Source organism: Pseudovibrio sp. Alg231-02, assembly GCF_900143565.1.
In the GTDB taxonomy this organism is placed as follows: domain Bacteria; phylum Pseudomonadota; class Alphaproteobacteria; order Rhizobiales; family Stappiaceae; genus Pseudovibrio.
Window position 1 is genome coordinate 348,711 of record NZ_FREX01000001.1, and the last position, 14,904, is coordinate 363,614.

Annotated in this window: 14 protein-coding genes; 9 read left to right on the forward strand and 5 right to left on the reverse strand. The window is 51.5% G+C overall.

Features of this window, described 5'->3' with window-relative positions; genetic code table 11:
* Positions 1–411: 411 nt before the first annotated feature.
* The 9 genes from rpsF to DHN43_RS01355 all read left to right on the forward strand — a co-directional run bounded on the left by rpsF (position 412) and on the right by DHN43_RS01355 (position 9,420).
* Entirely contained in the window at positions 412–852 is a 441-nt protein-coding gene (gene rpsF / locus DHN43_RS01315) for a 30S ribosomal protein S6 (RefSeq protein WP_057460953.1), read from the forward strand.
* 6 nt (positions 853–858) lie between these two features.
* Positions 859–1,104, forward strand: coding sequence for a 30S ribosomal protein S18 (gene rpsR, locus DHN43_RS01320; RefSeq protein WP_008552033.1), 246 nt, complete (start codon positions 859–861; stop codon positions 1,102–1,104).
* 150 nt (positions 1,105–1,254) lie between these two features.
* A complete protein-coding gene (rplI, locus tag DHN43_RS01325) occupies positions 1,255–1,872 on the forward strand; it encodes a 50S ribosomal protein L9 (protein ID WP_063307241.1) in 618 nt (205 codons plus the stop codon).
* Between the two features lie 336 nt (positions 1,873–2,208).
* Complete coding sequence (locus DHN43_RS01330; RefSeq protein WP_093520502.1) at positions 2,209–3,696, forward strand: replicative DNA helicase; 1,488 nt, start codon at positions 2,209–2,211, stop codon at positions 3,694–3,696.
* Between the two features lie 135 nt (positions 3,697–3,831).
* Positions 3,832–4,983 carry an alanine racemase gene (alr, locus tag DHN43_RS01335; RefSeq protein ID WP_108817484.1) on the forward strand — a complete coding sequence of 384 codons (1,152 nt, stop codon included), beginning with the start codon at positions 3,832–3,834 and terminating at the stop codon, positions 4,981–4,983.
* Between the two features lie 33 nt (positions 4,984–5,016).
* Positions 5,017–6,420: a DNA repair protein RadA gene (gene radA / locus DHN43_RS01340; RefSeq protein ID WP_108817485.1), complete on the forward strand. Its 1,404-nt coding sequence runs from the start codon at positions 5,017–5,019 to the stop codon at positions 6,418–6,420.
* A gap of 81 nt (positions 6,421–6,501) precedes the next feature.
* Positions 6,502–7,128, forward strand: coding sequence for a CvpA family protein (locus tag DHN43_RS01345; protein WP_057460948.1), 627 nt, complete (start codon positions 6,502–6,504; stop codon positions 7,126–7,128).
* A 46-nt stretch (positions 7,129–7,174) separates the two neighbouring features.
* Complete coding sequence (purF, locus tag DHN43_RS01350; RefSeq protein ID WP_063288438.1) at positions 7,175–8,668, forward strand: amidophosphoribosyltransferase; 1,494 nt, start codon at positions 7,175–7,177, stop codon at positions 8,666–8,668.
* Positions 8,669–8,673: 5 nt separating this feature from the next.
* Positions 8,674–9,420 (forward strand): SDR family NAD(P)-dependent oxidoreductase, encoded by a 747-nt coding sequence (locus tag DHN43_RS01355; RefSeq protein ID WP_108817486.1) that lies wholly within the window; start codon positions 8,674–8,676, stop codon positions 9,418–9,420.
* 74 nt (positions 9,421–9,494) lie between these two features.
* Here the strand turns inward: DHN43_RS01355 and DHN43_RS01360 are convergent, their stop codons facing one another.
* From DHN43_RS01360 to DHN43_RS01380, 5 genes are all read right to left on the reverse strand, one after another.
* Complete coding sequence (locus DHN43_RS01360) at positions 9,495–10,277, reverse strand: inositol monophosphatase family protein (protein WP_063318538.1); 783 nt, start codon at positions 10,275–10,277, stop codon at positions 9,495–9,497.
* A 218-nt stretch (positions 10,278–10,495) separates the two neighbouring features.
* Complete coding sequence (gene der / locus DHN43_RS01365) at positions 10,496–11,902, reverse strand: ribosome biogenesis GTPase Der (RefSeq protein WP_057460945.1); 1,407 nt, start codon at positions 11,900–11,902, stop codon at positions 10,496–10,498.
* A gap of 123 nt (positions 11,903–12,025) precedes the next feature.
* Positions 12,026–13,372, reverse strand: coding sequence for an outer membrane protein assembly factor BamB family protein (locus tag DHN43_RS01370; RefSeq protein WP_057460944.1), 1,347 nt, complete (start codon positions 13,370–13,372; stop codon positions 12,026–12,028).
* Positions 13,373–14,044 (reverse strand): tetratricopeptide repeat protein, encoded by a 672-nt coding sequence (locus DHN43_RS01375; protein WP_108817487.1) that lies wholly within the window; start codon positions 14,042–14,044, stop codon positions 13,373–13,375. It abuts the gene before it with no gap.
* A 227-nt stretch (positions 14,045–14,271) separates the two neighbouring features.
* Positions 14,272–14,850, reverse strand: coding sequence for an NnrU family protein (locus tag DHN43_RS01380; RefSeq protein WP_063291844.1), 579 nt, complete (start codon positions 14,848–14,850; stop codon positions 14,272–14,274).
* Between the last annotated feature and the right edge of the window lie 54 nt (positions 14,851–14,904).

Consider the following 14,904-nt stretch of genomic DNA (forward strand, 5'->3'; position numbering starts at 1 on the left):
CCAAATACGTGCAAATTATGACCGCCGCCAAAATTAGTAGCACTGCAGATGCCCTATTGGTCAGCTGCTTGCACCTTCAAGAAACCCAAGGAAAACCTTGGTTGCCTGCGTATTCATCGGGGCGACATGAGCCGCCTTGCACGCGCAATGTCAAGACTGCATCTGGAAAAAAGGTCTTTTTCCCCGATAGTACTTGCCTTTTGTAGGGGATTGGCTATAAAGCCCGTCTCGTTTCCGGTATTAGGCCGGAGGCTTAAAGGAAGGCAGCCCTTTGGGGTTGTAGGAGTTGAAAGATATCCGTCTTCCCGTGTCTCCGCTCTTGTGTAAACATCTTCTGGGCCTTTTTCTGAGGGCCGTTCGAAGGGGCTTTGCGCCAATACCGGAATTGTTTAACTCAGAAAGGCAATCCACATGGCGCTCTATGAGCACGTGTTCCTGGCTCGTCAGGACATTTCTACTCAGCAGGTTGAAGCCCTCGTTGAACAGTTCAAAACTGTTCTCGAAGAAAACGGCGGCAAAGTCGGCAAAATCGAAACTTGGGGTCTGCGTACTCTGACTTACCGTATCAACAAGAACCGTAAGGCTCACTACACTCTGATGAATGTAGATGCTCCACACGCGGCTGTTGCTGAAATGGAACGTCAGATGGGCCTGAGCGAAGACATTCTTCGTTTCATGACCATCCGTGTAGAAGAGCTGGACGAAGAACAGTCCGCTATGATGCAGAAGCGTGATCGCGACGACCGTCGTCGTGGTGACCGTAACGATCGTGGTCCACGTCCGGACCGTGGCGATCGCGGTGATCGTGGCCCACGCCCTGATCGTCGTCCTGAAGCACCTGCAGCGGAGTAATTGAAAATGGCTGAATCTTCTTCCGCAGGACGTCGTCCTTTCTTCCGTCGTCGTAAGACCTGCCCATTCTCCGGTGCGAACGCTCCGAAGATTGACTACAAGGACATCCGTCTTCTGCAGCGCTACATCTCTGAGCGCGGCAAGATCGTTCCTTCCCGTATTACCGCAGTATCTGCGAAGAAACAGCGTGAACTGGCTCGTGCCATCAAACGCGCTCGTTTCCTCGGCCTGCTGCCTTTCGTAATCAAGTAAGTCTTGGTTATTGGGTCAGGGTGTTTTGCACCCTGACCTTTTTCATGATTCCGACATGTCGGGATCACGGTTGAGAGATTGATCGCGTCAGCGAGAAGCTCTCTCTAACTGCGGATCACACTTTCCGCAGGACAGCAAAGGAGATATTCCATGAAAGTTATCCTTCTTGAGCGTGTGGCTAAACTTGGCCAGATGGGCGAAACCGTAGCTGTTAAAGACGGTTACGCACGTAACTTCCTGCTGCCTCAGGGCAAAGCACTTCGTGCAAACAAAGCTAACCTTGAGCGCTTTGAAAGCGAACGTGTACAGCTTGAAGCTCGTAACCTTGAGCGTAAGACAGAAGCTGAAGCAGTTGGCACAAAGCTGGCTGGTGCAAGCATCGTTGTTATCCGCGCTGCTGGCGAAACTGGTCAGCTCTACGGTTCTGTTGCTACCCGCGATATCGCTGGTGAACTGACCGAAGCAGGCTTCAGCGTTGTTCGCTCCCAGGTTTCCCTGCGCGCGCCAATCAAGACCATCGGTCTGCACGACGTATCCATCGTTCTTCACCCTGAAGTTGAAGTTGAAATCTCTGTTAACGTTGCTCGTTCTGAAGACGAAGCTAACCGTCAGGCAGCAGGCGAAGACCTCACAGGCCGTGAAGAAGACAGCTTTGAATTCGACGAAGATCTCGACGAAGACGAAGAGCTGGAAGACGGCGAAGAAAACGCTGAAGAAGCTTCTGACGAAGAAGAAGCTGAAGGCGAAGAAAAAGAAACCGAAGAATAATTTTTCTTCACTTTTCGATGAAAAAGGCAGGGTCTCCGACTCTGCCTTTTTTTATGCACTGATCTTGGCAGAATCGGCAAAGGCCCCGCTGATTCTATTCCTCAAAAAAGAGTTTGTTAATAATTGTAGTTGGGGCGGAAATCCCTGAATACGGCTGATTTTAAACAATTATTCTAAGCTTTTCTCGCGTCTAGAGAGTAGCGACTGTCAATTGGCAACCTGCAATTTTCCCCGCTGATTTAATTTTGTTAAAGAACTGGGCTTAAGGTGCGAAGGCCCCCTTTTCCTGCCCGCCTTAAAGCTGTAACCAAGTTGCCAAGCGGCACGAGGGGCGGAATGAAGGGCACAGTCCAAAAATTAGAGAAGGCTAGTGAGACCATGAGAGTGGTCCCGCATAATGCCGAGGCAGAGCGCCAGCTTCTTGGTGCCATTATGGTAAACAACGAGACCTATTATCGTGTCTCGGAGTTTTTAGAAGCGCGCCATTTTTTCTTAGCTCCCCACAAGGATATCTATGACAAATGCGGAGCGTTGATTAAGGCAGGCAAGATTGCCTCGCCTATTACGCTCAAAACGTTTTTCCCGGCAGATGAGAAGATTGCAGACCTGTCTGCAACTCAGTATCTGCTGCGTCTTGCAGGTGATGCGACTTCTGTGATCAACGCAGAAGACTACGGCAAGACCATTTACGATCTGGCGACTCGCCGTAACCTGATCACCATTGGCGAAGACATGGTGAACATTGCTTATGACGCGCCAATCGACATGCCACCGTCCTCACAGATTGACGATGCTGAGCGTCGTTTGTTTGAATTGGCGGAGACTGGCCGGTCTGATGGCGGTTTTCAGGACTTTGGCAGTGCACTGACCGAAACTATTGAGATGGCTGCAGCAGCCTTTCAGCGTGAAGGTGCCCTTTCCGGTGTTTCAACGGGTTTGCGTGACCTGGACAAACTCATGGGTGGCTTGCAGTCTTCGGATTTGGTCGTTTTGGCTGGTCGTCCTGCGATGGGTAAAACATCGCTGGTTACAAACATCGCTTATAACATTGCTGAAAATTACCAGACTGAAGAGATGCCAGATGGCACTGTTCGGACTGTAAATGGCGGCGTTGTTGGCTTCTTCTCATTGGAAATGAGTGCCGAACAGCTGGCTACTCGTATTATTTCCGAGCAGACAGAGATTTCTTCCTCCAAGATTCGCCGCGGCGACATCAACGAGATTGAATTTGAGAAGCTGGTTGCGGCAACACAGCATATGCAACACGTTCCACTTCATGTGGACCAAACAGGTGGTATTTCCATCGCGTCCCTCGTTTCCAAAGCCCGACGGCTGAAGAGACAAAAGGGGCTGGATATGATCGTGGTCGACTATATTCAGCTGCTGACCGGTTCCTCCAAGAATCAGGGCAACCGCGTTCAGGAAATTACTGAGATCACCACCAACCTTAAAGCGCTGGCGAAGGAACTTAATGTTCCGATCATCGCGCTGTCTCAGCTCTCTCGTCAGGTTGAAAACCGTGACGATAAACGCCCACAAATGTCTGACCTTCGTGAATCTGGCTCGATCGAGCAGGATGCGGATGTGATCATGTTTGTGTATCGTGAAGAGTATTACATGGGCAAAAAGGAACCGCCTGAAGGCACTCCTGAATATGAAGAATGGAGTAGCAAGATGGAGCAGCTACGCGGCAAGGCGGAAGTCATCATCGCCAAGCAGCGTCACGGTCCAACTGGCATTGTTGATCTACAGTTCCAGGGCGAGTTCACTCGCTTCTCCGATCTGGCAGATGACGCCCATATTCCTGACAGAATTATGGAGTAAGTCTGGTTCATCCTACTGAATTAGCGATTGGCCCGGGGTAACGCACATCAGTTGTGCAGTGCTCCGGGTCTTTCTTTTTAAATTCAGATATTTTTTGTAGGTTATTGCGCATTCAAAGAATCTGAGGGCAATCGCGTGACACATTCTGCCGCTCCTACTTCTGCCCGCGCAGCTCATTCTGCTGGCGGCGCTGCAAAATTAACCATCGACCTTACCGCTCTACGCTCGAACTGGTGTTATTTGAATGGCAAGGTGGGCGATGGCTGTACCTGCGCTGTGGTACTCAAGGCCAATGGTTATGGGACTGGTGCTACTGAAGTTGGCAAAACACTTTATCACACCGGAGCCCGTGTCTTCTTTGTTGCGCTTCCTGAAGAAGGAATCGACCTGCGCAAAGAACTGCCACACGCAGAAATCTATGTGCTGAATGGCCTCTTTCGTGGCCGTGAGAAATTCTATTATGATTTCAATCTCAAACCGGTCTTAAACAGTCTTGAAGAAGCAACTGAATGGTCTGCTTTTGCGCAAGGCCTGGATGAAGAACTGTCTGCGGCTTTGCACTTTGATACAGGCATGCATCGTCTGGGCATGTCTATTGAAGATGCGCTGCAGACTGGTGAGTCGCCTCATTTCCTTAAGGGCATCAAGATCGATCTGATCATGAGCCATCTTGCTTGCGCCGATACGCCTGACCACGAGCTCAACTCAAAGCAACTGGATCGTTTCCAGCGGGTTTGTGAGTTGTTTCCGGGCGCCCGCAAATCCTTGAGCAACTCTGCCGGTATTTTCCTGGGAGCTGATTACCATTTCGACATGGTTCGCCCAGGCATTGCGCTTTATGGAGGAAACCCAGTTCCTGATGATAGCAACCCGATGCTTCCGGTTGCGCATGTTCTGGCAGAAATCATAAGTTTGCGTGAAGTTCCGCACGGCGATCCTGTGGGTTACGGGGCTTCCCGAGTAACACCGCGAAAAAGCCGAATTGCAACCATAAATGCAGGCTATGCGGATGGTCTACACCGACTGGTTGGCAGCTCTGACGACCAGCCTATCGGCGCACGGGTTTATATAGGCGGGCACTTTGCCCCCATCTTTGGCCGTGTCTCTATGGACATGATTGCGGTTGATGTGACGGATATTCCTGAGGAACACCTTTCGCGCGGTGCTCCGGTTGAGATTATGGGTGCACATGTAAACGTGGATGAATTGGCAAACTTTGCTCAAACCATCCCATATGAATTGCTGTGTAGCCTTGGAGCACGCTATACACGCCACTATAAACGCTAGCGAGCTAAACACTGGCAGGAACCTGAATTCGATATGGCGAAACGCTCCCTTTCATTTGTCTGCCAATCTTGTGGGGCAACCACACTCAAATGGGCAGGCCGCTGCGAATCTTGCGGTGAATGGAACACAATTCAGGAAGAGCAAGAGGCCAGCGGTATCGGAGCTGGACCAAAAACCGCTTCGCGTTCCAAAGGACGCGTTGTCCCATTGGTCGGGCTTTCGGGTGAGACCAAAGACGCTCCAAGAATTATCACAGGCGTCGCCGAACTGGACCGCGTGACTGGCGGCGGCTTTGTGAAAGGGTCTGCTCTGCTTGTAGGCGGTGATCCTGGAATCGGTAAATCCACCTTGCTGACACAAGCCAGCGCACATCTCGCTTATCAAGGGCACAACATCGTTTACATCTCTGGTGAGGAAGCGGTGGATCAAGTGCGCTTGCGTGCAGAGCGTCTTGGCCTGCGCGATGCTCCGGTTCAACTGGCTGCTGAGACAAGTGTTGAAGATATTCTTGCAACTCTGGAAGCCAAGAAGGGCGATGAACGTGCTCATCTTGTAATTCTGGACAGTATTCAGACACTGTGGACGGAGATGGCCGATTCTCCTCCGGGAACGGTGACACAGGTCCGCGCCTCTGCGCAGGCGCTGGTTCGATTTGCCAAGAAAACCGGAACAACGGTTGTTATTGTTGGTCATGTCACAAAAGATGGCCAGATTGCTGGTCCGCGTGTTGTAGAGCATATGGTTGATGCCGTGCTCTATTTTGAAGGTGATAACGCGCATCAGTATCGCATTTTGCGAGCCGTGAAGAACCGCTTCGGCCCAACCGATGAAATTGGCGTCTTCGAGATGTCCGATATGGGGCTACGAGAAGTAAAGAATCCCAGTGCTATGTTCCTCAGTGAACGAAGCGCAACTGCTCCAGGTTCAGCCGTGTTTGCCGGGATAGAAGGTACGCGGCCTTTGCTGGTCGAAATGCAAGCACTTGTTGCACCCTCCCCCCTTGGCACACCACGCCGGGCGGTGATCGGGTGGGACAGCGCGCGCCTTTCCATGATTTTGGCCGTGCTTGAAGCGCGTTGCGGTGTTAAGTTTGCGCAACATGACGTTTATCTGAATGTCGCTGGTGGACTGAGAATTAATGAGCCAGGAGCTGACCTCGCCGTTGCGGCAGCTTTAATCTCATCGCTTAGTGGGGTTGCTCTTCCTCTCGAATGCGTCTATTTCGGCGAAATCAGTCTGTCTGGTGCAGTTCGACCAGTTGCTCAGGCAGCTTCCCGATTAAAGGAAGCTCAGAAGCTTGGATTCGGTCAGGCGGTTATCGCCGACGGGAATATGAAAGAAGGCTCCAATGCTCTCGGTCACGTTAAAGGACTTGAGGAGCTGGGAGATCTGGTGGCAAATATTGTTGCCAGTGCACAGAAAATGGAAAACGCTTAAGGGTTTAACCTAGGCTGATTTTAACCGGCAGGCATTTTTGTTGGTTTGCCTGCCAGTCAAACAAGGGACTTGTGTCGACAGATGCCGATCACACTCTTAGACGGAATTCTACTGGTTATCATGCTGATCTCTGGCGTTCTTGCTATGATTCGCGGGTTCGTGCGTGAGGTGCTTTCTATTGCATCATGGGTCGCAGCAGCAGTCGCCGCCTATCTTTTTTATGGAAGCCTGAAACCATTTGTGTTGCAGCACGTAACCAATGACACACTGGCAACTGCCATTGCTGCAGGTGCTGTATTCCTCGTGACATTGATCGTGGTGAGCTACATCACCATGCGCATTTCAGACTTCGTGCTGGATAGCCGAATTGGCGCGCTCGACAGAACCCTCGGTTTTGTTTTTGGTGCAGCCCGCGGCTTCCTGCTTGTGGTTGTTGCGCTGCTGTTCTTTAACTGGTTTGTGCCAGAGCCACGCCAGCCAAACTGGATCATGGATGCCAAGTCCAGACATCTGCTGGTGACCAGTGGCCAAAGTTTGGTTGCCGCACTGCCGGAAGATCCTGAACGCGCAATTATGGACCAGATTCGTAAGCAGGGCGGTACGACCGGCTCTGCAACAGGCGCATCCAGTGATGAAGAAGCCCGTTACTCCCCAAGTGAGCGGCGCGGACTGGACCAGCTGACGGCCTCCGGCGAAGGCCGGAACTAAGCTTAATTTTGATATTTGGCCCAAGTAAGAACCAAGGAGTGATGCCATGAGCAGTGGCGTATCAAACAATTCTGCCGCTTTAAAAGAGCTACAGGCAGATTTTGACGGCGATACCCTGCACGAGGAATGCGGTGTTTTTGGCATTCTTGGACATGATGATGCAGCAGCACTGACGGCTCTGGGGCTTCATGCGCTTCAGCACCGCGGACAGGAAGCTGCAGGCATTGTGACATTTGATGGCGATCAGTTCCGCTCAGAACGTCATATGGGTCTTGTGGGTGATCATTTCACTCAGCAGGAAACCATCGACAACCTGAAGGGTCCGTACGCAATCGGCCATGTGCGCTATTCCACCACTGGTGAAGCTGCACTGCGCAATGTGCAACCGCTGTTTGCTGAGCTTGATGGTGGCGGGATTGCAATCTGTCACAACGGCAATTTCACCAATGCGATGACCGTACGCCGTCAGTTGATCAAGGACGGTGCGATCTGCCAGTCCACGTCTGACAGTGAAGTGGTTCTGCAGCTGGTTGCCCGTTCTCGCGAGAAAAAGATCGTAGATCGCTTCATCGAGGCTATCAGCCAGATGGAAGGTGCTTATTCTCTTGTCGCACTGACCCGTAAAAAGCTGATTGGTGCGCGTGACCCTTATGGAATTCGCCCATTGGTTCTTGGCGATCTGAATGGTGCTCCGATTTTTGCAAGTGAAACATGTGCGCTGGACATCATTGGCGCTAAGTTCATTCGTGAAGTTGAGAACGGCGAGGTTGTTGTTTGTACGCCGGGTGGTATCGAAAGCTACTTCCCGTTTGGAAAGCGTCCTTCCCGTCCAGATATCTTCGAGTACATTTACTTCTCCCGCCCGGACAGTGTTTTGAATGGTCATTCCGTTTATGACGTTCGTAAGCGTTTTGGGCGCGTGCTGGCGCAGGAAAGTGCTGTAGAAGCAGATGTGATTGTTCCGGTTCCAGATTCTGGTGTTCCTGCAGCTCTTGGTTTTGCAGCCGAAAGCGGTGTTCCGTTTGAGCTTGGCATCATCCGCAACCACTATGTGGGCCGCACGTTTATTGAGCCGACACAGCAGATCCGTACGCTTGGTGTTAAGCTCAAACACTCTGCCAACAGAGCGCAGATTGAAGGCAAGCGTGTGGTTCTGGTGGATGACAGCCTTGTACGCGGCACCACCAGTGTGAAAATCGTTCAGATGATTAGAGATGCTGGCGCGAAAGAAGTTCACTTCCGTCTGGCCTCACCGCCAATCAAATTCTCCGATTACTATGGCATCGATACGCCGGTTCGCGAAAAGCTGCTGGCTGCCAAGTATGATCTTGAAGGCATGCGCAAATACATTGGCGCAGATACCCTTGCCTTCCTGAGCATTGACGGCGTCTACCGTGCCATGGGCCATGAAAATGGCCGTGACAACGAGAACCCGCAGTTCACTGATCACTGCTTTACCGGGGACTATCCGACCCCGCTTACAGATCTGTCTGACGATGTGGACACACGTCAGGCTCCCCGCCTTGTAGAAACTGGTTAAGTTCAATGAGTTCGAAAAGACTTGAAGGTCGTGTTGCTGTTGTCACGGGAGCTTCCCGTGGCATTGGCTACTTTGCTGCTAAAAAGCTTGCTGAAGAAGGTGCGCATATTGTTGCGATCGCACGGACTGTTGGCGGACTGGAAGAACTGGATGACGAAATCCAGAAGGCCGGTAGTTCAGCTACGCTTGTGCCAGTTGACCTGACTGATTTCGACGCGATTGACCGTTTGGGTGCTGCTATCTTTGAACGCTGGAAAAAGCTCGACATTCTTGTCGGTAACGCCGGTATTCTCGGCCCGACTTCTCCATTGGGTCATGTGGACCCGAAGAAGTTCGATGACGTGATGAAAATCAACGTGACTGCGAACTGGCGTCTTATTCGTTCGCTTGATCCACTGCTACGTCAGTCCGATGCGGGCCGTACGGTCTTCCTGACCTCAGGAGCGCCACACAAGTGTCGTGCCTATTGGGGGCCGTACTCCATGTCAAAAGCGGCTCTAGAGGCGCTTGTACGCACGTATGTGAACGAAACGCAGAAGACCAGCGTTCAATCCATGCTCATCAATCCAGGCCCGATGCGGACTGGCATGCGTGCAAAAGCAATGCCGGGCGAAGACCCAAAGACCCTGCCGCATCCTTCTGAGATCTCTGAGGACATCGTGCGCTTCTGTCTTCCAGAAAGCCAGGAGAATGGTCGCCTCTATGATTTCCCTAGCAAAGAACTATGGGACTTCGTGCAGCTGACCAGCTAAACGGCATAAGCCTACAAATACGAAAAAGCCCCGGTGATGAGCCGGGGCTTTTTTGTTGTGCAATCTGAGGTGCTTTAGATGAAGCACTTATCAGTTAGCGCTTTGGTTTGATCAAATACACCTGGGCAAGCAGCAACAACTTTACAGCCGTTCATGACTGCGTTGGCGACGTCAATTTCCTGACACTTCCCGCCAGCTTCTTCCAGAAGGAGCAAACCTGCCATGCAGTCCCAGGAGTTCATGTGCTCTTCGATATAACCGATGAGACGGCCAGAAGCAGCATATGCCAGCATAAGACCACCGGACGCGTTGCGGAAAAAGATCCCGCCTTCATCCAGCAGTGCATCAACTGCGCTTTTGACAGCCTGATTGCGCCCGCGTGCACTGAAGCCCAGACCGATTGACCCATTGGACAATGAATCGCTCGTGGACACTTTCATTGGCGTACCGTTGAGTGTTGCCCCTTTGCCTTTTTCAGCTGCAAACAGTTCATCAGCACATGGATCATAAGTGACGCCAATGTATTTCTCGCCATTTTTGACGCAAGCAATGATCACACACCACTGTGGAATGCCGGAGACAAAGTTCGCCGTACCGTCTATCGGGTCGATGATCCAGGTATACTCAGAAGTACCCGGTTTGGGATCACCCTCTTCTCCCACGATGCTGTCATCTGGAAATGCTTCGGCAATGGCTTTGCGGACAAGAATTTCAGTATCGCGATCGGCCTCAGAGACCATGTCCTGATGACCTTTACTCTCAATATTGAGGGTCTCCAAACGCGTAAAATATTCGTGCGCATAGGCACCAGCGCGCTTAACCAGAGCGTTGGCAAACGTAAAACGGTCTTGTGACATGATAATCCTATTAAATGTAGGGAATGCGGAAAGAGAGCGCGATTAAAAGCAGATTCAGGAAGAATTGCAACTTATTAGCGGCACTGACTGATACTTCTAGAGAAAAATTCAAGTACGCGACAATGTTCAGAACCCTGACAGTTCCTGGTTCTCTGGGATTTGGCAAAATAAAAGGGCAGCTGACTGCTGCCCTTTTATGAAATTAAGTGAAAGCGAAATCACCTTCTCTTCTTGTGGTATGGATTGTCGCCCTTTCTATAGGACAGACGAATGGGCGTTCCTTTGATGTCAAAACGCTCGCGAATACCATTCACAAGATATCGGGTGTAGCTCTCCGGCAGATTGTCTGGCTTGGAGCAGAACACCACGAAATGCGGTGGACGCGTCTTTGGCTGTGTCATGAAACGCAAGCGTACACGACGTCCAGACACTGCTGGCGGCGGATGGTGGATCAGAACACCTTCCAGCCAGCGGTTGAGGCCAGATGTACCAACGCGCTTGTTCCACATCTCGTAAGACCGGAAAACAGCCTGCATGAGCTTATCGAGGCCCTGCCCGTTGATGCCGGACATGGTGACAATCTCAACACCACGTAGCTGATTCAGATAGCGTGCTTGTGAATCCTTGATATGACCCCAAGCATCCTCACGATCCTCAATCAAATCCCACTTATTGAGTGCAATAACGATTGCGCGACCTTCACGGGCACACAGATCGATGATCTGCAAGTCCTGCTTCTCGAAAGAGATGGTGGCATCGAGCGTTACAACAACAACTTCAGCAAACTTGATTGCGCGAAGGGCGTCCGCAACGGAGAGCTTTTCCAGCTTTTCCTGAACGCGTGCTTTTTTGCGGATACCTGCAGTGTCGAACACCTTCACATGGTGATCCTGCCATTCCCACTCAACAGAGATACTGTCGCGTGTGATGCCAGCTTCAGGTCCGGTCAGAAGGCGCTCTTCACCCAACATCTGGTTGATGAGAGTAGACTTGCCTGCGTTTGGACGGCCAACAATTGCCATGCGCAAAGGGCGTTCGAGTGTGCCAACCGGCTCGTCGATCTCTTCGTCCTCTACATCAACATCTGTACGTGCTTCAGTAAATTCGGAAGAACCTTCCATCTCGTCTGCAGCATCTACAATCGGGCGCAGAAAATCATAAAGCTCGGACAGGCCTTCTCCGTGTTCCGCAGAAAGAGGAACAGGATCACCCAAACCAAGCGTGAACGCATCATAGAGACCGCCATCGCCTGCTTTGCCTTCCGCCTTGTTGGCGCAAAGAATTACAGGGGTGTCGGCTCGGCGAAGAAGGTTCGCAAAGTGCTCATCAAGCGGCATCAAGCCAGCGCGTGCATCAATAAGGAATAAGCATGCATCCGCATCCCGGATTGCTTCTTCTGTTTGAGCGCGCATACGCCCTTCGAGACTTGCTGCCTCTGCTTCTTCCAGGCCGGCAGTATCAACGATCTTGAATCGCAGATCGCCCAAGCGTGCATCACCGGACCGACGGTCACGGGTCACACCTGGGGTATCATCAACAAGCGCTAAGCGCTTGCCTACAAGGCGATTGAAGAGCGTCGACTTGCCAACATTAGGTCTGCCAATAATGGCGACTGTCGCAGTCACGCGAATACTCCTCGTCTGGTATGCAGCATTTAGAGTAGTTCGCCTTATGCGCCCTACTCTAAGCTTTTATTTTTTAACGTATCCCAGTTTCGAAAACCGGTATCCACTTTCCGTAGGACACGTTTAGTTCAGCGCTGCAACCGCTCCGTCACTGGTAAGGACGACCATACGTCCACCAGCGACAATTGGTGATACAAATACGCCACTGGTCACTTTCCGCGATGCGGATGCCTGACCGGTTTTTGCATTCACAGATGCAAGATAACCGTTGCTGGACATGGCGATCAGCTGGCCGTTGGCCAGAATTGGACCTGCCCAGTTGACATTCTTGGCGTCGCTTTCGCCAGTTGGCAACTTGGCACTCCAGATAAGGTTGCCGGTCTTACTTGAGATTGCATGCAATTTGTCATCCAAGCCGATCAAGAATACCGTACCGCCGGAAACAACCGGAGTATGTACGGCACCAAAATCAGCCTCCCACAAACGCTCGCCATCTTTCAGAGCAATGCCCAGTGTGCGTCCAGCAACGGAGGTTGCAATAACCTTGTTGCCTTCAATGACCGGGCTTGCAGAAACATCTGTCAGGCCAGAGAGCGCGCGTGTACGGAAGGACCGTGCAACGGTATCGATCCATTTAGGCTCACCGCTGTTAATGTCAAGTGCCATAACCTCGCCTGAGGAAAACGGCACAACAACAGTGTTGCCTGAAATTGCCGGATTTGCAGAGGAAAGCAGGCCTGCTTGCTCTGCGATGCCAGCGAATGACCATGCCTGTTCCCCATCTGACTGGTTGAGGCCGATCACTTCATTGTCTTGTGTTACAACGACAACTTTGCCATTGGCCGCTGCTGGCGCACCGCGAACCGGTGTTTCCAGTTGCTTGGTCCAAAGGACGTTGCCACCTTTATCAAGTGCATAAACATTGCGGTATGCGGTTGCGACAAAGATCTTGCCGCCGTCAAGCACGACACCACCACCTGCGGCAACTTCATTCTCGCCTTCCAGACCCAGGTTCTTTGTGAAGACCTTGGCGCCACCAGTTGTCAGAGCAACGAGGTTGCCATCCGACTTATAGACGTAGATGCGCTGGCCATCAGAAACCGGACGCGCAGCGGTGCGCGGGTTGCTGGAGCCGATACCAAAGAAGCCGGGAGAACGGACCTGACCGATGCTCGACGACCATGCAACACCACCGCTCACATTGATTGCGATGTTGCCCGGATCATTGCTCTTAGGACCAGCAGCGGTTGGCCAGGTTGACCCACCTGTCGCCGCACCGATCTTGGCATCTCCACCTGTTGCAGATGGCTTTAATGCGCCTTGATACAGTGGCTGACGGTCTCCCTCAAGAAACTCATCATCGCCGCCGAATGGATTTAGACTGGAAAGAGAAGAACAACCAGCCAGCGTCAGCGCAAGCGCGCCGGTTCCAATCAAAGCCTTCCAAGACTTTCTTTTGGTCTCGCTCACTTATTCAGTCCCCTTTTCGTCTTTGCCCAATGCAGAGGTAATTAGTTCAAGATAAATTTGTGCGCGTCCGGAAACATCTGACGGAGCAGCTGCATCATTCACAACTTCGCTGAAGCGCGTGCGAGCTGCATCCAGATTACCAGCCTTGTACTCAGCTGCACCCAGAATTTCCAATGCAGAAAAACGCCATGTGTTACCAGCAACAGCCAGGACTTCTGTGTGTTTTTTCACCGCGGCAAGGTCACCGTTATCCAGCAGCAGATAAGCAGCGCGGATATTGGCGAGGCCCTTGTAAATGATTGGTGTGGCACTGTCAGCGGCGACCGCTTCAAAAGCCTTGATGGCTTCGTCAGGTTTACCTTCCAGTGCCAACTCGGTTCCAATGCGCATCTTGGCCATCATAGGATAACCGCCAATGCTGCCTTCCATGGAAACGAAAGCTGCCTGCGCTTCGGTGTAGTTACCTGCGTCTGAAAGCTTGATAGCCTCCAGAAATTCAGTGCCTGCAGCCTGAGACTGTTTGTTCTGCCAGTACTCATAGCCGCGAAAACCTGCGGTACCTACAACGATAAGACCTGCTGTCAGGTATACAACCGGAGCAAAGCGCTTCCAAAGCTTTGAAAACTGGTCGCTTCTTACTTCTTCATCGACTTCGCGAAAAATGTCGGACATAACTTCAAATGTTCCTGCAGCAACGATTCTTAGGTTCGTGGTATCCCAATGGGCGGCGTCACATTAAAACTAAGAGAGCCGCAGGCAAACCTCTTTCTCTACCTCTTTCAACCGATTAGTGGCTTTATTAGGGCAATGAAAGAGTTTTCCCTGCCAACATTTACAAGTGTAATTGCCGAGAGAGACCACTTTGATGTCTGTCTTGAAACCTTACCCCATGCAAAAGGTCAAGCTATGATCGGTACCCCGATCAAAATTGCATGTAGTTTCCACACGAACAGGCCGTAGAAAATCAAACCGAGGCCTACGGAAATCACATCGTTTCGCGTTGCGTTTGGGTAGTCCCGGCTTGGTGGATTGATACGCTCACGGCGGGCAATGGTAATTCTGACAAGAATTGCCCAGATCAAAAATGAGCCAAACAATAGTACAGAGTAAGGTTCCCCGTTTGCAAACAAGTGAGCCACAGCCCAAAGCTTTGTTGCATTGATCAACGGGTGCTTGGTGACGCGTGTGATATTACCCTTCAATTGAGAGGCAAAGAAGAGTGGAAAAACAGGCAGCATCAACAGCATGGTGACGTGGCGACCCCAGCTTGGTGCGACATACCATGGCGCATAATCACCATTCCAGGCGGCACCGAAGCCATAGACGATTGCGACCAGAGCACCCAATGAAATGAGCGTGTACAGTCCGCGATATCCGTTGAACGACAGACGTTGAACCAACGTGTCCCGAAGCGCCGAGAACGACGGGATCAAATGCACCGCAAAAAATGCGGTGAGGCCTGAAATCAATAATGCCATAAATTGTTCTCCCCCAAGATCAATTGAGGGCAAAGGTATTTCACAGAGTGCTCA

What these genes read in the sequence shown, in the direction of transcription:
- rpsF (WP_057460953.1), top strand. Translation starts at nt 412, where the DNA reads ATGGCGCTCTATGAGCACGTGTTCCTGGCTCGTCAGGACATTTCTACT.
- rpsR (WP_008552033.1), top strand. Translation starts at nt 859, where the DNA reads ATGGCTGAATCTTCTTCCGCAGGACGTCGTCCTTTCTTCCGTCGTCGT.
- rplI (WP_063307241.1), top strand. Translation starts at nt 1,255, where the DNA reads ATGAAAGTTATCCTTCTTGAGCGTGTGGCTAAACTTGGCCAGATGGGC.
- DHN43_RS01330 (WP_093520502.1), top strand. Translation starts at nt 2,209, where the DNA reads ATGAAGGGCACAGTCCAAAAATTAGAGAAGGCTAGTGAGACCATGAGA.
- radA (WP_108817485.1), top strand. Translation starts at nt 5,017, where the DNA reads ATGGCGAAACGCTCCCTTTCATTTGTCTGCCAATCTTGTGGGGCAACC.
- DHN43_RS01345 (WP_057460948.1), top strand. Translation starts at nt 6,502, where the DNA reads ATGCCGATCACACTCTTAGACGGAATTCTACTGGTTATCATGCTGATC.
- purF (WP_063288438.1), top strand. Translation starts at nt 7,175, where the DNA reads ATGAGCAGTGGCGTATCAAACAATTCTGCCGCTTTAAAAGAGCTACAG.
- DHN43_RS01355 (WP_108817486.1), top strand. Translation starts at nt 8,674, where the DNA reads ATGAGTTCGAAAAGACTTGAAGGTCGTGTTGCTGTTGTCACGGGAGCT.
- DHN43_RS01360 (WP_063318538.1), bottom strand. Translation starts at nt 10,277, where the DNA reads ATGTCACAAGACCGTTTTACGTTTGCCAACGCTCTGGTTAAGCGCGCT.
- DHN43_RS01375 (WP_108817487.1), bottom strand. Translation starts at nt 14,044, where the DNA reads ATGTCCGACATTTTTCGCGAAGTCGATGAAGAAGTAAGAAGCGACCAG.
- DHN43_RS01380 (WP_063291844.1), bottom strand. Translation starts at nt 14,850, where the DNA reads ATGGCATTATTGATTTCAGGCCTCACCGCATTTTTTGCGGTGCATTTG.